The sequence below is a fragment of the Corynebacterium afermentans subsp. afermentans genome (genome assembly GCF_030408355.1).
GTDB lineage: Bacteria > Actinomycetota > Actinomycetes > Mycobacteriales > Mycobacteriaceae > Corynebacterium > Corynebacterium afermentans.
The window spans coordinates 153,585-176,745 of record NZ_CP046606.1 but is presented as its reverse complement, the minus strand read 5'-3'; the positions used below and the strand labels follow the sequence as shown (position 1 = coordinate 176,745).

The window sequence follows — 23,161 nt, the reverse complement described above, 5'->3', positions numbered from 1 at the left end:
CCGGTTGATCTAACGGGGGGCGGCTGGGCGTTCTAGCGGTGGGAGTTACTTCTCCTCAGCCGGATTCTCCTCATTGGAGGAACCCTCAGCGTCCTTGTTCGAGGACGAACCTTCCGCGTTGGTGGAGGACGCCGCCCACTCCGGCAGCTCGCCGTCCTTGCACAGCGCGGCCAGGACGCCCAGGCCTGCTGCGAGGCCGGCCAGGGACAGGCCGATTGCGGCGGCCTGGGTGACCTGCGGGCCGAACTGCGCCTGGATGCGGCCAGCCTCAGCCTGCAGCTGAGTCATCCACTCCGGCTGCGGGCGGCGGTTGATGGTGCCGTCGATACCGAACTGTTCGAACGGGTTCGGGATGTTCATCTGCGCCGACACGTTCGCGGCAGCCTTGCTCAGCTCTTGGCCGAGCGGGCCGGCCAGCGGTGCGCCGATGGCGATGAGCAGGCCGACCGGGATCAGCCACAGCAGCGGGTTGGACTCCGAGGACATGTTGGCGAAGCACTTCTGCAGGTTCTCCGAGGAGCCCTGCTCGGTCACGATCGCGCCCTCCTTGACCTCGACCAGTACCTTGACCTCGCCGGAGCCGTCCTTGCCCGTGAAGACGATCTCGTAGGTGCCCGGCTTGGTGCCCTCCGGCACGCCGATGGTGAAGGTGTTGTCACCGCGCTCGACGATGGTCCAGCCCTCAGGCAGCTTCGGGTCCGTGCCCTTGTCCGCGTCCTTCGGTACGAAGATCACCAGCGGATCCTTCTGGCCCGGGACGAACGGGATGGTGCCCTCGGAGGTCTCGCCGACCTCGACCGGAATCTCCTGGGTCTTTGTGTTCCCGCTCGGGAAGGTGATCTCCACCGGCACGTCGATCTTCGTGCCCGGGGTGGCGTCCTTCGGCGCGGTGATGGTGATGTCGCCGGTCTTCGGGTTGACGGTGATGTTCCAGCCGTCCGGAATCTTCCAGCCGTCCGGGATCTTGTAGGTCGGGTCGCCGTCCTTGTCACCGATGACCTCGGGGGTGAGCTCCTTTGTCTCACCCGGGATGATGATCGTCGGGCCGGTCGTGCCCGGGGTGCCCGGCTGCTCCGGGGTTTCGGTCGGTGCCGGCTCCTTGACGTTGATCTCCGCCGGGACCTCGTCGGTCTTGCCGGACGGGTAGGTGACGGTGACGTTGATGGTCTTCTTGTCCCCGTCCTTGGCGGTCTCCGGCACGGTGACGGTGATCTCGCCGGTCTTCGGGTCGATCTCCGGCTTCCAGTCACCCAGATCCTGGTCCAGGGTGATCTCGTAGGTGGAGTCTGCCGGGGTCTGGCTGCTTGCCGGGATCAGGACAACCTTGTCGCCCGGGGTCTTTTCCACTGCCGGGTACTCCGGAACGCCGTGGACGATGACCTTCGCCGGGACGGTGTCAACCTTGCCGGACTTCGGATCCTTGACATCGACCAGGATTTCCTTCTCGTCGCCAGGCTTCGCGCCCTCCGGGATGGTGACGGTGATCTTGCCGGTCTCCGGGTCAATCTCCGGCTTCCAGTCGCCCAGGTCCTGCTCCGGGTTGATGGTGAAAGTGGAGCCGTCGACCACGTCGCCGGTCTGCGGCAGCTCGACGGTCTCGCCCGGCTTGTCGGTGACTTCGCCGTATGCCGGGTCGTTCAGCACGATGACCTTGGCCGGGACCTTTGTATCGGTGGAGCCGTCCGGGTACTTCACGTCAACCAGGATGGTCTTTTCGTCGCCCGGGTTCGCGGACTTCGGGATGGTGACGGTGATCTTGCCGGTCTCCGGGTCAATCTCCGGCTTCCAGTCGCCCAGGTCCTGGCCCTCGGTGATGGTGAAGGTGGAGCCCTTCGGCAGCTTCTCGGTCTGGGGCAGGGTGACCTCGGTGCCGCGCTTGCCCTGCTCTTCGCCGTAGCCCGGAGTGGTCACGGTTGCCTGGAAGTCCGTCACCTTCACAACGGGCTTCAGCGTATCGACGGAACCGTCCGGGTACGCCACCTCAACAGTGAACTCAGCGGTGTCGCCACCCTTCGCACCCTTCGGTGCGGTGACCTTCAGGGTGCCGTCCTTCGCCGGTGCAGCGGTCCAGCCCTCCGGGGCGTTCTTCACGGTGTAGGTGGCGTCCACTGCCTTGCCGCGCACGTCGCCCGGCTGGGTCTGCAGCGCAACGTTGACGGTCTTGCCCGGCTTCACGGTCGCCGGGGACTCGTACTCCGGAGCGAACTGCTGCACCGGGACCTCGCCGGTGAACTCCGGCGAATCCTGGGTCACGCGGCCGAGGTCGTCCACCACGCGCAGCGCCTGCGGCGAGTTGTAGGCCTCGAACTTGGAGTCCTTGGTCTCCTCGCGCGGTTGGGCGAGCAGCTGCACGTCGACCTTGGCCGGCTTGTTGTTGTCCACGCCGCCGGTTGCGCCCTTCGGCAGGGTGACGTAGACCTTGCCGTTGGCGTCCACGCGCACCTTCGCGTCGGCGACGGCCTTGCCGCCCACGGTGACGTTGCCAGTCAGACGCTCGAAGTCGTTCTCGGCGTTGGCGACGGTGATGCCGGTGTCGTACTCGTTGTCGTCGGCGATGATCGCCTTGGACTCGGTGGACGACGCGGTGATCGGCATGCAGTTGTCCGTCTCAATCGGCCACGGAGCGACTTCGACGCTCGCCCGGGATTTCACACTGGTGCCAGTCGAGCCCATGGCGCTGGGCTGGTTGATCTTCCACGCCCACGTCTGTTTATCCAGGGAATTGTTCAGGCCAAGCCCCACAGGAACATACTGGTTCTTGCGCGGTGCAAGCGAGAATTCGTTGGTGCCGGCCGGAACAATGTCCGTGACGTCGAGCGCGACGGCATCGCCGCTTTCCGGGAACTTGGCGTCGAACGTCAGCGCGCCCGGCTGCTGCTCTTTCACCGTGAACGTTTGCGTGACGTCCTTGGATGCGTAGTTGATTACGTCGAACTCCGCCTTGGCGCGCTCGAAGATGCGCTCACCCTTCTTGTCCAGGGTGACCCACGTCAGATATTCGGTGTTAGTCCTGTTCAGCGCGACACCAGCGGAGACACCGCTCTGGTACGCCTCCCTGGCTTCGTCCGGACGAGAGGTGGAAACGGTGTCCTCCATGACAACCTGGCATTCCTCCTGTCCCGGGTTGCCGACCGCACCCGGCGGGCTGACAAACTCTTCCGGCAGCGCAGCCGCCTGCGGCGCCACGATGGCGGAGGTGCCGAGAGCCACCGCGACGGCGCTCGCGGCGATCTTCTTCGCGTTCATTGGGTTCTCCTCGATAACTAACAAAAAGGCGTCGCCCAATATGAGCAAAATTCAGAGATTTCGCAACATTTTCTCATATAACGGACAGGTTATGCTTCACAAATCTTCATATTGTTGAGGCGTCCACATAAAAGGATGTTGCGAAAGTTGTGATGGGTCGAACTTTTCCAGTAACTCACGCACGCTACAAACCCCCACGTAACCTAGCGATTCCGCGATTTGCGCCACTACATCGTCCACATCGTTCTCGGAGAGCATCTCCCGCAGCGTCACCGCCCCGTCGCGCTTTGCTAATCGACGTCCCTCCGGCCCAACCACCAACGGAACGTGAATATAAACGGGTGCTGTGAACCCTAAGCGGTCGGATAGGTACGCCTGCGCCGGCGCCGAAAACAACAGATCGTCTCCACGCACCACCTGGTCCACGCCCTGGTAGCCGTCGTCGACCACCACGGCCAGGTTGTACGCCCAGTCCCCCGCCTGCGCCTGGTCGATCCGCCCGCCACGCTTCAGGATCACATCGTCCACCGGACCGGTGTATTCCCCCTGGTAGAAGTCGTGCACCGTCCACTCGCGCACGTGCGCGCGCAGCCTGATTGCGGGGAGGCGGCCTTCGGCGTGGAGCTCGGAGCGTCGTAAAGCACGCTGCTCTTCTGAAAGATCACGGCAGGTGCCCGGGTACATGCCGGGCCGGGCGTGGGGCGCGGAGGCCGCCTCTCGGATGTCGCGGCGGGAGCAGTAACACTCGTAGGTGTCCAGGCGGGACAGCGCCTCCGCGTACGCGTCGCCGCGATCGTGCTGGTAGATCACCGGCGGATCGAAGTCGAGTCCGAGCATTGTCAGATCCTCGATCTGGCGGGCCGCGGACTCCGAGGACGAGCGCTCCGAGTCAATATCCTCCACCCGCAGGTAGAAGTTGCGGCCCGTCTGGCGGGCGAACAACCACGCCAGCACCGCGGTGCGGAGGTTGCCGAAGTGCAGATCACCGCTGGGGCTTGGCGCGTAACGTCCGGCGGGAGCTTGAAAATCAGACATGTGTGCCATGATAAATCGCATGTCACCCCGCGTTTCCCGCTCCCCGTACCCCTACCTGCTCGCCCTCTTCTGCGCAGTGTTTTTGATCTCCAACATCACCGCACAAAAAGGCGTGGCGCTCGGGCCGCTGATCACCGACGGCGCGTTCTTCCTCTTCCCCATCTCCTATGTCATCGGCGACGTGATCGCCGAGGTCTACGGGTTCAAAGCCGCCCGCCGCGCGGTGTTCACCGGCTTCGGCATCGCCGTCGTTGCGGTCCTGTCCTTCTACATTGCGATCTGGCTGCCGGCCGCCGAGTTTTACGACATGGACGACACCTTCGCCGCCGTCCTCGGCCTCTTGCCCCAGATCGTGGCGGCGTCACTGACCGGGTACGTGGTGGGGCAGCTGCTCAACGCGTGGGTGCTGCAGCGGATGAAAGACCGCTTTGGCGCGCAGCGGCTCTGGGCGCGCCTGATCGGCTCCACCGTGATCGGCGAATTCGCCGACACGCTGCTGTTTTGCTCCATCGCCGCCAGCGTCATCGGCATCGACTCTTTCGGCGCGTTTCTAAACTACGTGGTGGTCGGCTTCGTGTGGAAAACCGCCATGGAGGTCGTGCTCCTGCCGGTGACGTACCCGACCATCGCCGCGGTGCGCCGGGCCGAGGAGCGCGCGGCGGCGTAAGGGGGCGTGCCCTCGCCCCCACCACCCACCCGCCCGCAAACCCTGAGAAGAGGATCCAGAGTATGCGCGGATTTTGCGCATACTAGGGGTTTCTTGCGCAGGGTTTGTGGGCACTGCGACAGTTGCACCTAATTCGCCGCGTAGTAGCGGCCGAGGAACTCGTCGCGGTAGGCCTCGTAGTCGCCGGCGTCGATGGCGGCGCGGATGTTGTCCACCAGCCGGATCATGAACTCCAGGTTGTGCATCGTGCACAGCGTTCCGGCCAAAAACTCCTTGGCCTTGAGCAAGTGGTGGATGTAGGCCCGCGAGTAGTTCTCGGAGACGTAGCCGCCGAACTCCTCGTCCACGCCGGCGAAGTCGCGCTTGAAGCGGGCTCCGGCGAGGTTCATCCGCCCGTCCAGGGTGTATACCCCGCCGCGGCGGCCCAGGCGGGTCGGTGCCACGCAGTCGAAGGTGTCGGCGCCGGCCTCCACCGCGGTGAAGATGTCGTCCGGTTCGGAGATGCCCAGAAGGTGGCGCGGCATGTCAACGGGCAGCTCGTCGGTGACCCAGCCGACGATGGTGCCCAGGTTCTCTTTCTCCAGCGCGCCGCCGATACCGAAGCCACCAAAGCCGCGGCGGCCCTCCGCGCGGGCTTCCTTGTCCAGGTCCAACAGGCCCCGCACGGCAGATCGGCGCAGGTCCTCGTATTGGGCACCCTGGACGACGCCCCAGAGGGATTGGAGGGGTTTGCCGGAACGTGCCGTCGTCAAGCGATCATGCTCAAGCAGGCACCTGCGGGCCCAGCGGCGCGTGCGTTCGACGGAATGCACCTGGTAGGCGCGGGTGTCCACGAGCGTGGTCAGCTCGTCGAAGGCGAACATGATGTCGGCGCCGAGCTGGTGCTGGATCTGCATGGACACCTCGGGCGTGAAGCGGTGCGACGAGCCGTCGATGACGGATTTGAAGTCCACGCCGTCGTCGTCCACGCGCGCCATGCGGTCCTTGTTGGCGGCGCGGATGTCGGAATCGGTCAGCCCCGCCACGTCCATGGCCAGGACCTTCTTAAACCCGACGCCAAGGCTCATCACTTGGAAGCCGCCAGAGTCGGTGTAGGTGGGCCCGTGCCAGTTTTCAAATGCGGCCACGCCGCCGGCCTCGTCCACGATGTCGGGGCCGGGCTGCAGGTAGAGGTGGTACGCGTTGGACAAGATCGCCTGCGCACCGGTCTGCCGAATCTGCTCCGGCGTGAGTGTCTTCACCGTCGCCTTCGTGGCCACGGGGATGAACGCCGGGGTCTGGATGTCACCGTGCGGGGTGTGGATCACGCCGGTGCGGCCGTGGCGGCCCGGCGCGGGCTCGAGCTGGGTGTGGGCCTCAAACGTCACGTCGGTCATGCGTGTTCCTTTTCTAGTTCGGTGCCCTCGACGTCCACTTCGGGCAGGAGACGGTCGAGCCATGCGGGCATCCACCAGGTGGAGCGGCCCAGGATGTACATGGTGGCGGGGACGAGGGCCATGCGGATAAAGAAGGCGTCGAAAAGCACGGCGATGCCGAGGGCGAAACCGAAGATTTGGATGAACGGCAGCGGCTGGTCAAGGAAAGCGATGAACACGGCGATCATGATGATCGCGGCTGCGGTGACCACGCGTGCGCCCTGCGCGAAGCCTTCGACGGTGGATTCGTAGACGGCGCGAAGCTTATCCGCGTCCCCACGTTTCAGATACGCCTCACGGATGCGGGTGACCAGGAAGACCTGGTAGTCCATGGCCAGGCCGAAGGTCACGCCGATCATGAAGATGGGCAAGAACGACAGGATCGGGCCCGGGGTGTTGACCAGGCCGAACAGACCCTCCTGGAAGACCAGGACGGTCACGCCGAACGCGGCGCCGACAGAGAGCAAGAAGCCGAGCCCGGCCACCAGGGGCACGAGGATGGAGCGGAACACCACCATGAGCAGCACGATGGCCAGACCCACCACGATGGACAGGTACAGCGGCATGGCCTCGGCGAGCTCCTCGGTGATGTCCATCTGCACCGCGGTCAGGCCGGTCAGCCCCACGTCTACCCCGGTGGCGTCTTCCACCTGGCCGATCACGTCGCGCACGCCGTGGGCGACGGCGAGGGTGCGCTGCTCCTCAGGCCCGCCGTCCGGAGTGGCCAGGATCTGCGCGGCGGTGAGGTCGTCGTTGGCGCCGATGAGCTGGGCGTGGGTGATGCCGCCGACGGCACCGACCTCGCCCACGGTGTAGATGAAGCTGGCCAGCGCCGCCTTCTCGGCGTCGCCGCCGGCCTCGTCCGGGATGGCGTCCATGTACGGCTGCAGGATCTCCGAATCCGGGTTGACGCTGTGCGCGTCCACCACCAACAGCAGCGGGGCGTTGACGCCGGGGCCGAAGCCCTCCGCCATCAGGTCGGCGGACTTGCGCTGGGTGGTGTCCAGGTTGGAGGTGGTGTCAGACGGCAGCGCCATCTCCAGGTTCAGCACCGGGATGCTCAGGGCGCCGAGGCCCAGCACCACCACGGCCATGACCAGGCCGGGGGCCTTCTCCACGAAGCGGACCCAGCGCCGGCCCATGGAGTTTTCGTCCAGGTCCTTGCCCGGGCGTTTCCCGGGCCCGGGGTTGCCCGCCAGGCCGGGGATCTTGCCCGCGAACGCCTTCGAGCCCCACAGGCCGAGCAGCGCCGGCACGAGGGTGAGCGCCACCAGCACGGCAATCGCGACGGTGGCTGCGGCCGCCAGGCCCATCCAGGTGAGGAACTCGATCTGCGCCAACGCCAGCGCCACCAGGGCCGTGAACACCGTGGTGCCGGCGAACACCACCGAGGAACCGGCGGTGCCCACGGCCATGCCCGCAGCCTTGTCCGGCGGCAGGTCCCGCGCCTCCTGCCGGAAGCGCGAGAGGATGAACAGGGCGTAGTCGATGCCCACGGCCAGGCCGATCATCACGGCCAGCACCGGGGTGACGTTGTTCAGCTCCACCCAGTGCGTGGTCAGCATCACCAAAAGCGCGCCGATGCCCACGCCCACCACGGCGGAGATCAGCGGGATCACCGACGCCGCGAGGGAACCAAACGTCACCACCAGCACCACAAACGCCACGCCCAGGCCAACCAGCTCGGAGGTGGTTTTCACCGCGATCGGGTCGCCGAAGCCGGCGCCGCCGGCCTCCACCTGCAGCCCGGCGTCGCGGCCCAGCTGCATGGCCTCAGTCACCACGTCGCGGTCCGCCTGGTCCACGGACATCGACGACGGGGCATCGAAGTCGAAGGTGGTGTAGCCGATACGCGCGTCGTCGGAAAGCATCCGCAAATTGTGCGCGTCCGCCTCCGCGCGCTCGGGTGGCATGCCCATCTCCGACATCTGCTCGATGATGGTGCGTTGCAATTCATCGTTGACCTGCACCGGGTTACCGAAGCGCTGGCCCTCCACGCCCAGGTGGTTCCGGATGTAGCCGACGGTTTGATCCATCGCCGCCATGTGCTCCGGGGTGTCCAGCCGTTGCCCCTCCGGCGCGGCGAAGACCAGGTTCACGCTCGGCGCGGTGGCCACGTTGCCCGCGTCCGGGAAGTTCTCCGCCATAGTGTCCAGCGCGTTGATGGCCGGGGTGTCCTCGATGGCGAACTCGTCCGTGAACGGCTTCATCAGCGACAGCGCGCCAGCAGCCGTCGCCCCGAGCAGCAGCAGCCAGGCGACGATCACCCGCCACTTGTGCAGGTACGACCAGCGCCCGAGTTTGTACAGCAGTTTCGCCACGTAAAAGACCCGTTCCTTCCCGCCCGCGGCCCGCGCGAGCGTAACCCGGCCCATCCTAGTGGCAGCCCCAGACATGCGAAAAGCCCCCGTTTCCGGGGGCTTGACACGTTGGCGGTAGCGGCGGGATTTGAACCCGCGGAGGTTTTACCCTCACTCGCTTTCGAGGCGAGTACCTTCGGCCGCTCGGACACGCTACCGCCGAACAGATTAACGGCAGCGCTACCGGATAACCAAATTAGCGCTCAGCGGCGTCCTCAGCCTCGTCGCGCTTGTCCTCGACCTTAGCGGCGACCTCGTTGGCCTTGTCCTTGATAGCGTCGCCAGCCTCGGAGAGCTTCTCCTTGGCGGAGCCGATCAGCTGGTCAGCCTTGCCCTCGTTGGCCAGGTTCTCGTTATCGGTGACGTTGCCCAGCGCTTCCTTAGCGCCGCCCTTGAGCTGGTCTGCCTTGTCCTCAATACCCATTGTCTTACTCCTTTGTTCGTTGGGATCAGCTAGGTGCCCCACTATAGGTCCGAACGTAGCGGCGTTGGGTAACGATTCAATTACTCCTCAGACCTTCGAAGAACTCCGCCAGCATTTTGGCAGCTTCCGCCTCCAACACACCCGCGCGCACCTCCGGGGTGTGCAGGTGGCGCGGGTCCCGGATCGCGTCCAGCACACTGCCCACCGCGCCCGTCTTCGGCTCCCACGCGCCGAAGACCAGCGAGGACACCCGCGCGCCCAAAATCGCCCCGGCGCACATCGTGCACGGCTCCAGCGTCACCACCAGCTCGCATCCATCCAGCCGCCACGTCCCCAACGTCCGCGCCGCGTCGCGGATCGCTTCCACCTCGGCGTGGGCGGTGGGATCGCAGTTCGCTTCTCGACGATTCACGCCCCTGCCCACCACCACCCCGGCCCCGTCAAACACGACAGCGCCCACCGGCACGTCGCCGGCGGGAGTCTGTGTTGCGGTCTCGAGCGCGACGCGCATGCGCTCCTCGGCGCGCCGCAGGCTAGCCGACAACGTCGTCCAACTCGTCGCCGAAGCCGAGCTCGTCGGCGATTGCCTGGGCAAGGTCGGCCGGGTCCGCGTCGTCGTCAAGCAAAATGCTCATCTGTTCTTCCGACAGGCCGAGATCCGCGAGGATGTCGAAGTCCCCGTCCGCCCACGCGTCCACATTGTCCAGCTCGTCCGGGTCGATGTCCGGGATCTCGGCTCCGGCCTCGTCCAGGATGTCCGCGGCGAAATCGTCGTCCACCGCCATCGTCGCATCGGAGATGAGCACGCGGGTTTGTGACGGGCCCGGGCGCACGATGACCAGGTAGTCCTCCTCCACATTGAGCAGCGCGAACGCAGGACCTTCCGCGCGCAGGTTGCGCACCGCGGTGATGGAGGTGGAAAGGTCCGAAAAGTCGTCGTCGAACTCGCGCACACGCCACGCGCCGTCTGCGCGCTCGACGGTGACTGCGTACCCGTCCGGGAAATCCTGGCTCATGGTGTCGAAGCGTAGTCCGCGGGCGCGGAGGTGTCACTAGACTGTGTGCGGTGACTACACATCAGCTGCCCCCAGTGTGCATCGTCGGCCTCGGACTCATCGGCGGATCACTCATGCGCGACCTGCACGCGCGCGGCGAGCGCGTCTACGGCTTCACGCTGCACGGCGCACGTGCCGCGCGCAGGGACGGCTTCGACGTGTCCGACTCCGTAGAAGAGGTGCTGCGCCGCGCCGAGGACGAACGTGCGCTGGTGGTCGTGGCGGTGCCGATGCGGGCCGTGGCCTCCGTGCTAGACCAGGTAGCCGAGTTTGCGCCGTCGTGCGGCATCACCGACGTGGTGAGCGTGAAAAAGCCCGTCTTCGACCTTGTTGTGCAGCGCGGCTTGGAGTCCCGCTACGTGGGCGGGCATCCCATGGCCGGCACGGAGTTTTCCGGGTGGACCGCCTCCCAGGAAGGGCTGTTCGCAAGCGCCGCGTGGGCCGTCACCTTCGATTACGCCCGCGAGCACCCCGGCGACCCCGAGTGGGCCGAGCTGTTCACCGTGGTGTGCCGCCTGGCCGCGGTGGTTGGTGCGGAGGCGGTGCCGGTGTCTGTGGACCGCCACGACGAGGCCGTCGCCCGAGTGTCCCACCTGCCCCACGTCATCGCCGAGGCGCTGGCTTTAGTCGGCGACCACGGCGGCACCCTGGCGCAATCCCTGTCCGCCGGGTCCTTCCGTGGCTCCACGCGTGTGGCCAGCACCGACCCGGATCTGGTGCGCAACATGTGCGAGACCAACGCAGAATCGCTGGTGCCCGTGCTCGACGAGTTCATCGCCCTCCTTCAAGGCGCCCGCGACTCACTGTCCGGCGAGAGCCGATCACTTGAGGAACTGACCAAGTCCGGCCACCGCGCCCACCTGCGCATGGCCGCGCGCAAGGGGGCGCGACGCGAGTCCGTCTCGCCCGTGGAGATCTCCTCGCGCCCGATCATGCGCGTGCACCCGGGCACCCCCGGCTGGGAGAAGCAGCTGGTGCAGATCGAGTCCGTCGGCGGGCGCGTCGAGGTGTTCTAGCCCGACGCGGCCTTACTGGTTCTCGCGACGACGCCCCAGGGCCAGGTAGGCGCCACCGATGAGCACGGACAGCACACCGAGCGCGATGATTGCGCGCATCGGGGTACCGGTATCCGCGAGATCACCATCGCGCTCCTTGTCGGAGGAGGTTGTGCGCGTCGTCGAAGTCGACTTGGCCACCTTGTTGGAGTTGCCACTGCGGGTGACCACCTTCGCCGACGGCTTCACGCTGGTGGACCGGCCCGTGGAGCGACCAGCCTTCTTGCTGGAGGTGACCTTCGTGCCGCCGAACGTGGTCTTGGTGGTCTTGGTGCTCTTCGCACCGCCAAGACCGGCGGCACCCGCCAGACCACCGGCGCCAGCCAGTGCGGCCGCTGGGGCGAGGAAGGACGACGCCATCGGACGGACCTGGTCGATAACCTTCAGCACCTGGTCCGGCTTGCTCAGCGTGGACGACGGGGTGGCGTTCGGGTCGCGCGGAAGCACGAGCTCGGCCTTGTCCTCGTCGCGGCGGATGAGCACCTCGGTGTTCTTGTAGCCCTTCGGAGCTTCCTTCAGGGTCAGCTGGATGAGGTTGTTGTCGCGCGAGTTCTTCTTCAAGTCGATGCCGATGCGGCCGCGGCCGTTGGCGGCGGTGGTGCCGACCACGCGGCCGTCCTCACTCTTGAACTCAGCGCCCTCGACGAGCTTGTCGTCGGCGGTCTTGACCAGGACTTCTACCTCGAAGAAGTTGTCCTTGGACTCAGTCGTCTTCGTGGTGGTCGTCGACGTCGGCGTGTCCTTCGGCGCAGCAACGGTGGTGGTCGCGGAAGCGTTCTCGCCCTTCGGGAGGACGAACTTCACGGACTTGGCGCCACGCTGGACCTCAGCCACGGAGCCGCCCCAGCCTTCCGGCGCCTCGGCGATTGCCAGGTTAAAGGTGTCCTTGCCGCGCGAGGCATCGTCCAGCTTCAGAGAAACCTTGCCCTTGCCGGTTTCGTCGGTGCTGCCGTCGACGGTGCCGTCCTTGCTGACAAAGCTGACGCCCTGCACGGAACGGCCATCGTCGGTGACAACCTCAGCCTCGAGCTCGACGATCTCAGGGTCTCGCTGGCCAACGCTCGGGGCCTTCTTGGACGGCGTCGGCTCAGCGGTGGTGGTCGGGGTAACCGTCGCGGAGCCAGCACCAGCGGGCGCATCAGCCGCAGTGGTGGTCGGCGCGTCAGCTTCGGACGTCGGGGTCTCGCCAGCAGCAGACAGCGGCTTCGCCTCCAGGCCGGCCACGGCCTTGTAGTTGTCCTCTTCCGTACGGTCCGTCTCAACGGCGACGATCTTGCCGTCCTCAAGCTTGACGGCGTTGCCCTCGCCGTCGGCGAAGAAGGTGGCGTCGTCGGCCAGGTAGGCGTACTCGAACGCGGCGACGTCGTCCAGGTTCACGCTCTCGTCAACCTTGGCGGGAGCCTCGTCGGCGGTGGTCTTCGCGTCCTTCACGTTCAGGGTGTAGCGCGTCGCCTTGCCGTCCTCGGTGGCAAGTGCGACCAGCTCGGCGTCGTTGTCGGTCGGAGCCCACGCAAGCTTCGGCAGATCGAGCACGCCCTCAACGGGCTTCTTCACAAAATCGAGGTTCGCCGGCTTGCTCGTCGGACCGGTTTCGTCGTCGGCGAGGTCCTTGGTGTAGACAGTTTCGCCGTCGAAAAGTACCAGCGTGCCGTCCTTAGTAAAGGCGGCGGAGGTGATCTCCTCGGCATCGAAGCCCGGGATCTCTCCCAGATCCTTCAGGTTGCCGGTCTGCGGGTGGATGCGCAGCAAGTTGCCCTTGTCAGAGACAGCGTAGAGGCGGCCGTTGGTCGGGTTGCTGGCCACTGCGCTGTAGGTGTGGTCGTCGGAGGTGTACTGCACACCCGAGGTGCCGGAACCCGCGGCCGTCGCGGAGACAATCAGGGAGGCGAAGCCCTTGAGAATGTCAGCCCACTCCTGCGTGGTGTCCGCCTTGGTCGTGGGTGCAACTTTGCTTGTCGACGCCTTCGGGGACCCCGCAGCCGTCTCACTCGACGTCGTTGCCGGGGCAACGGTGGAGGAGGTCGCCGAAGCAGCGGAGGAGGCTGCCGGAGCAGCGGAGGAGGTTGCCGGAGCGGCGGAGCCGGTGTCCGTCGTGGAGACGACCGGAGCCTTCGACGTCGTGGCCTCCGAGGACGGAGACGTGGTTTCCGCCTTCGCAACGGGCACGAGCGTCATCGTGCCTGCGACTGCAGCGGCGAGCGACAGCCCGGCGATGCGGTTGACCTTGGAGTTTGAAGCCATTATTACCTCTCGAATGTGAAAAAGCGCGCGAAAGCCCAAAAAGCACCTACGAATGTATACGTTTCAGCGCGTCGTCTCAATATTTAAAACCTGTAAATATACAGCGCCCCGGCCTCGCCGATGCCTATCGACGAGACCGGGGCACGTTTGAGAGCTCAGCCATGGACTAGAGCCCTCGGGGCCTTAGTTGGCGGCCTCTTCCGGCTGGGTGTCAGCGTCAGCCTCATTCTTCTTGGAGCTGCCACCCCCGGAGCTGGAGCTGCTGGAGCCAGCGACATCTTCAGTGCCCTCAGCGTCTGCCTTGGAGGAGCTGCCGGCGGAGCTGCTCTCCTCACTCGGCTCGAACCAGCCAGCCTCGCAGCCGGCGTAGAAGATACCCGTGAGCAAACCAGCGATAGCCAGCAGAGCGACGCCGCCCGCAGCAGCCGGGGCTGCCGGGCTGATCTGTGCCAGCTGACGGTTCACCTGGTCGATCTGCGCCTGCCACTGACCCTGGATCTCAGTGACCCACTCCGGCTGCTGGAAGCCGATGCCAAGGTCGACGTTCGGCATTGCCTCACGGATTGCCGCGTTGGCCTGAGCAGAAATCTGGTTCAGCTCATCCTCGAACATCACGCCGACGCCACCCATGACGGCACCAAGCAGACCGAGCGGGACCAGCCACGCGACCGGGTTGGACACAGAGGAGGCAGAGGCCAGGCACTTGCCCAGGGAGCTGCCTTCCTCTTCACCCTGCGCCTGTGCGGCATCACCTTCAGAGATACCCACGGTGCGCGGGGTCTCAAGCTGGAGGCTGATGTACTGCTCGTCCTTGTTGACCTCGAACTCCTTGGACTCGAGGACCGCACCCGGATCGAAGGAGTTGTTCTCCGGATCCTTCGGGTCAACCAGGCGCAGCTCGCCCGGGCTGTCAATCTTCACCGTGTACTTGCCGTACGGAGTGCCCTCGAACAGGACGTTGCCGTTCTCATCAGCATTACCGGCGAAGGACGGCGTGCCGTCGGACGGCACCAGCGTGAGCTTCAGGCCGCGCAGGGCCTCGTCCGGGTCCTGCTTGCCATTGGCGTTTTCGTCGACCCAGGCGACAACCTGGAGGTCGCTGGAGTCGAGCTCAGCGCCCTCGGAGACCACAACGTGGGCGTTGCCCTTGATGTTGTCCTTCGGGGAGATGATCAGCACGGACGACGGATCGTCGCCGTACTGCGGCTCACCCGCGTAGCTGCCACCGCGGCCCGGACGTGCCGGAAGCTCACCGCGAGCCTCAGCAGCGTTGTGGTGCTTCGCACCCGGCTTGAGGCCTTCCGGCAGCTCAGCGGTAAAGATCACGCGCTCGCCCGGCAGCAGGGTTTCGTTGAATCCCTCCGGAGCCTTGACATCAAGCTCGTAGCACTGGCTGTCCGTTGTCTTGTCGGATGCCTTCACCGGCACGCACTTGTCCTCGTCAACGCCGTCCTCGTAGACGATGTCGGTGAGTTTGACGTTGACCATCGCGGTGGAACCGGTGTTCTTCACCTCGTAGGTGAAGCCCAGCGGCGAGTTGGCCTCAGCCTTAACCGGCTTGTCCTTGTTCGTCGCGAAGCGGGCGTTGACCTTCTTGGCCACAGCGCCACGCAGGAACTTGGTGTAAGCGGAATCCGGCAGGGAGCCGACCTTCTCTCCCTTGGAGGTGACACCGTTTGCGGTTGCGACGTTGTTGAAGTCGAACGCGTCCTCCGGCGCCTTCATCTTGGCGCTCCAAACCTTAGACTCGCCCGGTGCCAGCTCAGACTCGGCGGTCCAATCTTCCGGCATGGTCAGCTCGATGTTGCGCTTTTCCAGCTCCGGATCGTCGAACTCGATGTCCTTGATCGGCTCGTCGCCGTCATTGGTGACGATGAGGGCGTAGATGAGGTCCTCGCCGTCCTTGACGGTCATCACATCGTCGACAAGCTCGCCATCCTCGTTCTCGACCTGGCCGTTGTTGTCTGCATCGCGGCCCCATACTCGCTTCTCAAGCTTCAGGGACTTGTTCGTGGTCAGGTGGATCTCCGGCAGCTCGACGTCCTCGCCAGCACGAACCGGCACCTTGATCGGGTCGACATCGTTGCCGCGGCCCGGGGTGAGGATCTCCACATCGTGGACGCCCGGGATGACGTCGTCGATTTCGAAGGAGCCGTCGTCCTCGACCGGGATGACGCGGGAGTTGCCGCGCGGATCGGTGACCACAACAACGGTGCCCGGCACCGCCTTGCCGTTGCCGTCGTCGACTCGGCCGACGATGGACTGGGTCTTCGGCGCCTCAACCTTGATCTCGACCGGGGTGGACTCGCCAGACTTAACGGTCACGGTGCGGTTGATCTTGTCGCCGTTGACGTCCACATCCGGCCAGCCCTCAGGCAGGGTGACCTCGAGGTCGAAGTCGGCCTTACCGTCCGGGAAGTACTTGAAGTCGATCGGCGGGGTGACAAAGTAGCCGTCTGCGTCGACCTTGATCGGGACCTCGTAGTCGAACTTCTCACCGGTCTCCGGGTCGGTAACGCCCTTCTTCACCAGCTTGATGTCGGAACCGGTGATCGGACGGTTGGAATCATCGACCAACCAACCGTGGACGGAGCCCGGCTGCGCAGCCGGCTTGTTCTTGTCCAGCTCGATCTCCGGCTTGTCCACCTTGATCGGCGGCAGCTTGGAGGTCTCGCCCTTCTTCACCGGGACAACCTGCGGTTTCGGATCGTTGAAGCCGTCCGGCGCGTCGACGATCACCACGTAATCGCCGTCCTCCGGCACCTCCGGAACCTCGAAGTTGCCGTTCTCGTCGACCTTGATCGGGTCGCCGACCTGGTTGCCGTCCTTGTCCTTGACAATCACGGTCGGCGGCTGCGGCTTGCCGGCCTTATCCTTCGACGGCGGAAGTGGGTTGCCCTCCGGGTCGGTGACAGTGCCGATGATGCTCGGCTTCTTCGGCTCCGGCTTGGAGGTCGTGGTCGGAGCAGGCGCGGCCGTCGGTTTGGTCGCCGAGGTCGTCGTCTTCGTGGTGGTCGGCTTCGTGGTGGTCGCCGTGGTCGAAGTCGGAGTGGACTGCTTGGTCGTCGAAGTGGCCGGCTTCGTGGTGGTCGCCGTGGTCGACGTCGGAGTGGACTGCTCGGTCGTCGAAGTGGACGTGGACGGCTGCGTCGTGGTCGTCTTGGTCGACGTCGGGGTGGCCGAAGTAGACGTGGACGGCTGCGTCGTGGTCGTCTTGGTCGACGTCGGGGTGGCCGAAGTGGACGTGGACGGCTGCGTCGTGGTCGTCTTGGTCGACGTCGGGGTGGCCGTAGTAGACGTGGACGGCTGCGTCGTGGTAGACGGCTCGGTCGGGCTCGGTACCGGCACGACAGATGTAGAAGTATTGCTCGGTTCTGGCTGAGGCCGCTTATCCAGCTTGATGTCCGGCAGCTGCGCACGCTCACCCGGACGCACCTCAACCGGATTATCCCGCAGCTTGTCGTTCTCCTCCGGAGAAAGCTCATAGCCATCCGGCAACGTCACCTCAACGGTGTAATCACCAGCCGGCACGTCATCCCTCGAAATGATGTTGCCCTCACCATCAACATCAACCTCGATACGACGATCGCCATCAACAAGCTCAACCTTCACACCCGGAACCGGCTTGTCGTACTGATCCTTCACCGAACCATCAACAACCGAACCCGGATTCTTGTTATCCAGCTTGATGTCCGGCAGCTGCGCACGCTCACCCGGACGCACCTCAACCGGATTATCCCGCAGCTTGTCGTTCTCCTCCGGAGAAAGCTCATAGCCATCCGGCAACGTCACCTCAACGGTGTAATCACCAGCCGGCACGTCATCCCTCGAAATGATGTTGCCCTCACCATCAACATCAACCTCGATACGACGATCGCCATCAACAAGCTCAACCTTCACACCCGGAACCGGCTTGTCGTACTGATCCTTCACCGAACCATCAACAACCGAACCCGGATTCTTGTTATCCAGCTTGATGTCCGGCAGCTGCGCACGCTCACCCGGACGCACCTCAACCGGATTATCCCGCAGCTTGTCGTTCTCCTCCGGAGAAAGCTCATAGCCATCCGGCAACGTCACCTCAACGGTGTAATCACCAGCCGGCACGTCATCCCTCGAAATGATGTTGCCCTCACCATCAACATCAACCTCGATACGACGATCGCCATCAACAAGCTCAACCTTCACACCCGGAACCGGCTTGTCGTACTGATCCTTCACCGAACCATCAACAACCGAACCCGGATTCTTGTTATCCAGCTTGATGTCCGGCAGCTGCGCACGCTCACCCGGACGCACCTCAACCGGATTATCCCGCAGCTTGTCCTTCTCCTCCGGAGAAAGCTCATAGCCATCCGGCGGCGTCACCTCAACGGTGTACTTACCAGCAGGCACATCCTTCGACACGATGTTGCCGTTGCCGTCAACTTCCACCTCGATACGAGAATCGCCGTCAACCAGCTCAACCTTCACACCCGGCACCGGCTCATCGTTCTGATCCGTCACCGAACCATCAACAACCTTGCCCTGGGCTGCTTCAGCTCTAAGGGTCACATCAGCGAAAGAATCACCACGCCCTGGTAGCGCTTTAACTTTATCGCCTTCTGCTTTAATTTTGAAGGCTTGTCCAATCCCAACTTCATAATCAATTGGAGAATCAAGTTTAAGGGTGACACGACGCGAGTAATCCCGAATCGGGGAAACATCGACGCTGCTGACATTTGCAGTGTTCCCCCCTTGTTCAACCGAAAGATTCAGGCTCGCCAGGTCATTATCTAAGGCTGCGATCCACTTCTTTTCTTTGGTATTTGACGCATTTTCATCTGTGACACTGACATAAATTTCGAGCTCAATTTTTGTGACACTTTTGAGCCCTTGAGCTTCGTCTGGAACATAAACGACCCACTCTTTGCCAGTATTAACGGGACGAACATTTTGAACCGTCATTTCAGCAGCTGCTGCAATTTGGGAAACTTCCGGATTTCCACCCCCAACAACGCTCGGCACCGTCAGCCCGGCCAGTGCCAGGGAGACAGACGTCATGCCGGCGATGACGGAGCGCTTGCCGGAGTGGCGGCGCGGGTTGCGGTCCGCAGAGGACATTGCGTTGTAACGCCCAGGGTTCGAAGGGCCCTGGGCGGCAGCGTCCGAGTTGAACTCGAACGGGGAGGAAGCGTTCTTCAAGATGGCTCCAATGGTTGTTTTTGTAAAAGGGAGAAATTCGAGGAAGAAGTACATAGAACACACTTCTCCCGCGGAACTTCCGTAGAACCTACCAACTTGGACAGGCGCTTTCAAGCAAGCGCCAACCCTGAAAGAGCAGTTAATCAGGGCTTTTTCAGCTTTGAACGGTTTTCTAAAGTTCCTAATAATGAACGCTTAGGTGTTACCAAAAACTGAGAGAAATGAAAACGCCCCGAGCGGGATGCTCGGGGCGTTCAAACAGATGGTGCGCCCGGAGGTGCCTGAAGTCACGACATATTTGACGGGGTGTGCCTGCGGAAGGCGTCGTGATCCTTGACAGGTCAGTCGCGTCATTGTTGACACTTAGGGTTACTTCAGTCGTGTCGGTGATGTTTGACTGGTGAGTCGGGACATGTTTGACACTATGAACAGTCCTAACCGCAACATCGCCATCGTCAGAGCCGTCAGAGATCAAGGTGGCACACCCACCGGCGTCGCCAAACGCTTCGGCATCTCACGGCAACGCGTCCACCAGATCCTCAACGCCTACGACGCAGGCGGCGTCGAGGCAATCGCACCGAAATCACGCGCCCCTCACACCCACCCGCACGCCGTGCCGGAAGCACTACGCAACGACATCATCACCGCCCGCGACTACCAAAAGGCCTACTGGAAACACGGCGACCCACCACTGCCCCCCGAATGAACAAAACCGGCACCCCAGAACAAAAACAACTGGGATGCCGGTCCGTCCAGCATGTCGCGACTCATGCGTCAAGCATGACGCGACTCATGACAGATGGTGCGCCCGGAGGGATTCGAACCCCCAACCTTCTGATCCGTAGTCAGATGCTCTATCCGTTGAGCTACGGGCGCGTATTCAGTTCGTTGCCGTGTGGACAACGAAGAAGAACATTACACCCGGGTGAACTCACCGCCAAAACCGCAGGCCAAACACATAAACAACACCCCACCTACAAGCCGAGTACCGCCTTGGCAATGGCGAAGTAGATCACCAGGCCGGTCGCGTCGCAGAAGGTAGAGATGAACGGGTTGGAAAACACCGCCGGGTCCGCGCCGACGGTCTTCGCCACGATCGGCATGAGCCCGCCAACGGTCGCAGACATGGCGCAGACACAAAATAGTGTGCTTCCTATCACTATTCCGATGTCTTGGCCGAAAACGGCCCACGCGATAGCCAATCCGAGCACGCCCAGCACTGTTCCGAGGGTCGCGCCGACGCGCAGTTCGCGCCACATGACTTTCAGGATGTCGCCTTTGGTGACGTCGTGAAGCGCGAGTGCCCTTGTCACCGTCGTGGCCGCCTGGTTGCCGGTGTTGCCGCCCGTGCCGGTGAGCAGCGGGATGAACAGCGACAGCACTGTCACCTGCGCGAGCGTGCCCTCGAACACGCCGAGGACCTGCACGGTCAAAATGGCCGAGAGCGCCAGCACCAACAGCCACACGATGCGCGAGCGCACCAGCTTGAGCACCGGGGTGGCTAGGTACGGCTGCTTCAGGGACTCGGAGCCGCCCTGGCGCGCGGTGTCCTCGCTGTCGGCGTGCTCCACAATGTCTTGGGCCTCGTCGAAGGTGAAGATGCCCATGAGGCGGTTGCCGTCGTCGACCACCGGAAACGCGAGCTGGCCGGACGAAAGCAGGCGGCGGGCAGCGTCCTCGGCGTCGTCGCTGACCTGCACCGCCGGGCTCTCCCTCATCACATCGCCGACTCGGGCGTCCGGCGCTGCCCTGAACAGGTCGCGAAGCCACACCACACCGCACAGCGTGCGCTCCGGATCCACCACTGCGATGGTGTAGACGGTCTCAAAGTCATCCGCCTGAGCCCTTAGCTTGTCGACGACGTCCCGCACCCCCTCACCCGGACCAACCGCCGCCACATTGGGGCTCATAGCACGGCCGACCGAGCCCTTCTCGTAGCCGAGAATGAGGTTGGTGTCCGCCCGCGCGTCCTCGTCCAGATCCCCCAGGAACCGCTCCGCGATCTCCGCGGGCATGTTGTCCAGCATGCGCACGCGGTCCTCGGCGCCGAGCGCGCTGAACAGGCCGGCGACATCTTCGCGCCCGAGTGCCTCCACAATCTCCGCCTGGTGGGCGGGATCAAGCGCGTCGAAGGCCGCCGCGGCACGCTCTGGCGACAGCAGGCGGATGAGCACAGCGCCGCGTTTCGACGGCTGCCGCTCCACCACGTGCACCACATCGTGCAACGGGATTTCTGTCAGCTCCTCGTGGAGGCCGTCCAGGTCGCCGGAGTCCAACCGGTGCCGGTTCAGTTGTTTTTCCAGGTGCGCGATCGCCGCCGCGTTGGCCGTAGTCACACGGTGAGGGTACCCACCCGGAAAGTATTTGTCTCAGACGCGTTGATTCTTGCCATATGTGTGTAAAAATCTACGCGTGATCTGCGATACGTGTCATATATCGCTGATAATCCGCTGAACCCTTAAAGGAGCCACCATGGCGAAGTCCGTTCGTTCCCGCCGTACCGTCATCGCGGCAGGTGCCCTGTCCCTTGCCCTCGTGGCACCGTTTGTCTCCCCTGTTCAGGCTCAGGAGACGACCACGCCGACGAGTGATGCTGAACCGGCGCCGGCGGAGCAGCCGTCGACAAGCGAGGGCACCACTGCCGCAACCTTCGAGCAGCGCTTTGACACCGCAAACTTCTGGAACGCCGATGAAGCTGTAGTCGAAGGGCTGCAGCTTCAGCCCGGCGACACCGTGGCACCGCGCGCGAACACCATCTTCAACTGGGGCTTCAACAACAACGACGGCACGCTGACCCTGATCCGCCCGAAGTCCACCGCCGCCTTTGGCGCAGGTAAGAAGGACATTCCGGTGCGCGTGACCACCGCCGCTGGCGAGACCTTTGACACGACGCTGCGCGTCAACATCATCGACGAGCGCCCGGGCGCCGAATGGGAAAAGCAGCTGGATTCCCGCTATTCGCTGGACTTTGAGAAGTCCACGTCCGCGCAGTCCGTCGAGGGAATCACCCTGCCGGAGGGCGTCAGCGTGTCTAAGAGCGGAGCCGCTCTGCCGACTGGCTGGTCCGTCTCCAACGACGGCACCACCATCCGCGTCACCCCACCAACCACGTTCAAGGAGGGCGACTTCGACCTTCCAATTCAGGTGAACGACGGAACTGACACGTTCAAGGCCACCCTGAGGATTGCGGCCAAGAACCCGTCAAAGACACCCGCAGAAACGGCAGGCACCGTCGCTAGCATCCTCGGACCAATCCTGGGCAGCCTGATCGGTGCCGGTACCGGTGGCGGTCTGCTCGGCAACCTGGGCGACATCATCGGTGGCGGAAACGGCGGTAGCGAGGGCGGAACCGGCGGCGGTGACGGTGGAACCGGCGGCGGTGACGGTGGAACCAGCGGCGGCGGTGCTGGACGCTTGATCAACGTTGTGATCACCAACAACGCGAACCCGTCCAACATCGGCAACAACAACGGCAGCCCGAACGTGGTCATCACTGACAATGCCAACCCGCGGGACAACCTGTCCAACAACGGCAACCCGTCCGTGGTGATCACAAACAACGCCAACCCGGTCATCACCGGAAACGCGAACCCGTCCGTAGTCATCACCGGCAACGTGAACGACAACCTGCGCGAGAACGGTTCCAACAACTCCGTTGTGGTGACTGACAACGCGAACCCTGTTGTCACCGGCAATGCCAATCCGGTCATTACCGGCAATGCGAACCCCGTCATTACCGGCAACGCGAACGACAACGGGTCGAACAACTCCGCCGTGGTGACCAACAACGCGAACCCGACTGTGGTCGTCACGGGCAACGCCAATCCAGTCGTCACTGGCAACGCCAACGACAACGGCTCTAACAACAGCGCCGTGGTCACCAACAATGCGAATCCGACGGTGGTCATCACGGGCAACGCCAATCCGGTCGTCACCGGCAACGCGAACAACAACGGCTCCAACAACTCTGCCGTGGTCACCGGCAACGCCAACCCGATGGTCACCGGCAACGCCAACGGCGGCTTGGTGGGCTTCGGCTCCTCTCGCAAAGGCCAGGACGAAAACGGCGATCACCTCATCGACGCGAACGTCGGCGTTGACGGCGGTTCCTCCGACCCGCGCTGCATCGCTTCCCTGGTGGGCCTTGGTCTCCCGCTGATTGCGATGGTCCCGCTTGCGCTGGCGGGCCAGGTTAACGTCCCGGGCCTCAACGACATTGGCGAGCGAGCTGAGCAAGCGTTCAATGACGCTGCACGCCAGTTCAACATCGAGCCCGCGCAGCTCACCGCCGCAAGTGGCGCTGCCATTGGTGTCGTCGCTGCCCTGCTCCTGACCGCAGCCGTCCGCACCTGCATCCCGCGCGTCAACGGCGTCGATGTCAGCGTCGGTGGCAGCAGCAACGGCAACGACAAGCCGGCCGCAACTGTCGCGGCCCCGGTGGTGGAGACCCGCCAGAGCTAACACGACCGTGGGGTTAAA

General features: G+C 63.9%; 13 protein-coding genes, 2 tRNA genes and 1 pseudogene. 4 read left to right on the top strand and 12 right to left on the bottom strand.

The annotated features are described in order from the left end of the window. Positions 1 to 45: 45 nt before the first annotated feature. Both CAFEA_RS00695 and gluQRS read right to left on the bottom strand, forming a co-directional pair. Positions 46 to 3,246 (bottom strand): YPDG domain-containing protein, encoded by a 3,201-nt coding sequence (locus CAFEA_RS00695; RefSeq protein WP_063938730.1) that lies wholly within the window; start codon positions 3,244 to 3,246, stop codon positions 46 to 48. 96 nt (positions 3,247 to 3,342) lie between these two features. Further along, a complete protein-coding gene (gene gluQRS, locus CAFEA_RS00690; protein WP_063938754.1) occupies positions 3,343 to 4,281 on the bottom strand; it encodes a tRNA glutamyl-Q(34) synthetase GluQRS in 939 nt (312 codons plus the stop codon). Positions 4,282 to 4,300: 19 nt separating this feature from the next. Here gluQRS and CAFEA_RS00685 point away from each other — a divergent pair, with 19 nt between their 5' ends. Continuing rightward, positions 4,301 to 4,948 carry a queuosine precursor transporter gene (locus CAFEA_RS00685; protein ID WP_063938729.1) on the top strand — a complete coding sequence of 216 codons (648 nt, stop codon included), beginning with the start codon at positions 4,301 to 4,303 and terminating at the stop codon, positions 4,946 to 4,948. A 128-nt stretch (positions 4,949 to 5,076) separates the two neighbouring features. Here CAFEA_RS00685 and tgt read toward each other — a convergent pair whose 3' ends face one another. From tgt to CAFEA_RS00655, 6 genes are all read right to left on the bottom strand, one after another. Then, the gene (tgt, locus tag CAFEA_RS00680) at positions 5,077 to 6,324 is read right to left on the bottom strand and encodes a tRNA guanosine(34) transglycosylase Tgt (protein WP_063938728.1); all 1,248 of its coding nucleotides are present in this window, start codon (positions 6,322 to 6,324) and stop codon (positions 5,077 to 5,079) included. Continuing rightward, complete coding sequence (locus CAFEA_RS00675) at positions 6,321 to 8,684, bottom strand: MMPL family transporter (protein WP_063938727.1); 2,364 nt, start codon at positions 8,682 to 8,684, stop codon at positions 6,321 to 6,323. Before CAFEA_RS00675 ends, tgt begins: the two co-directional genes overlap by 4 nt. Positions 8,685 to 8,793: 109 nt before the next feature. Then, a tRNA-Ser gene (locus CAFEA_RS00670) sits at positions 8,794 to 8,881 on the bottom strand. A 38-nt stretch (positions 8,882 to 8,919) separates the two neighbouring features. Next, the gene (locus tag CAFEA_RS00665) at positions 8,920 to 9,147 is read right to left on the bottom strand and encodes a CsbD family protein (protein WP_063938726.1); all 228 of its coding nucleotides are present in this window, start codon (positions 9,145 to 9,147) and stop codon (positions 8,920 to 8,922) included. Between the two features lie 76 nt (positions 9,148 to 9,223). Continuing rightward, the gene (locus CAFEA_RS00660) at positions 9,224 to 9,658 is read right to left on the bottom strand and encodes a nucleoside deaminase (RefSeq protein WP_063938725.1); all 435 of its coding nucleotides are present in this window, start codon (positions 9,656 to 9,658) and stop codon (positions 9,224 to 9,226) included. A 22-nt stretch (positions 9,659 to 9,680) separates the two neighbouring features. After that, positions 9,681 to 10,163 carry a tRNA adenosine deaminase-associated protein gene (locus CAFEA_RS00655; protein WP_063938724.1) on the bottom strand — a complete coding sequence of 161 codons (483 nt, stop codon included), beginning with the start codon at positions 10,161 to 10,163 and terminating at the stop codon, positions 9,681 to 9,683. A gap of 50 nt (positions 10,164 to 10,213) precedes the next feature. Here CAFEA_RS00655 and CAFEA_RS00650 point away from each other — a divergent pair, with 50 nt between their 5' ends. Continuing rightward, positions 10,214 to 11,218, top strand: coding sequence for a prephenate dehydrogenase (locus tag CAFEA_RS00650; RefSeq protein ID WP_063938723.1), 1,005 nt, complete (start codon positions 10,214 to 10,216; stop codon positions 11,216 to 11,218). A 12-nt stretch (positions 11,219 to 11,230) separates the two neighbouring features. Here CAFEA_RS00650 and CAFEA_RS00645 read toward each other — a convergent pair whose 3' ends face one another. Next, complete coding sequence (locus CAFEA_RS00645) at positions 11,231 to 13,498, bottom strand: hypothetical protein (RefSeq protein ID WP_063938722.1); 2,268 nt, start codon at positions 13,496 to 13,498, stop codon at positions 11,231 to 11,233. A 183-nt stretch (positions 13,499 to 13,681) separates the two neighbouring features. After that, entirely contained in the window at positions 13,682 to 18,004 is a 4,323-nt protein-coding gene (locus CAFEA_RS00640; protein WP_290183523.1) for a SpaA isopeptide-forming pilin-related protein, read from the bottom strand. 1,102 nt (positions 18,005 to 19,106) lie between these two features. Between CAFEA_RS00640 and CAFEA_RS00635 the strand changes: the two are divergent. Continuing rightward, positions 19,107 to 19,334 (top strand): annotated as a pseudogene (locus CAFEA_RS00635) (helix-turn-helix domain-containing protein); the annotation flags it as partial. A 148-nt stretch (positions 19,335 to 19,482) separates the two neighbouring features. On the opposite strand, the gene CAFEA_RS00630 reads toward CAFEA_RS00635, so the two are convergent. Continuing rightward, positions 19,483 to 19,558: transfer RNA gene (locus CAFEA_RS00630), tRNA-Arg, on the bottom strand. A gap of 98 nt (positions 19,559 to 19,656) precedes the next feature. Next, positions 19,657 to 21,018, bottom strand: coding sequence for a magnesium transporter (mgtE, locus tag CAFEA_RS00625; RefSeq protein WP_063938719.1), 1,362 nt, complete (start codon positions 21,016 to 21,018; stop codon positions 19,657 to 19,659). A 136-nt stretch (positions 21,019 to 21,154) separates the two neighbouring features. Between mgtE and CAFEA_RS00620 the strand changes: the two genes are divergently transcribed. Then, positions 21,155 to 23,143, top strand: a complete 1,989-nt coding sequence (locus CAFEA_RS00620; RefSeq protein ID WP_063938718.1) for a hypothetical protein — start codon at positions 21,155 to 21,157, stop codon at positions 23,141 to 23,143. Positions 23,144 to 23,161: the final 18 nt, after the last annotated feature.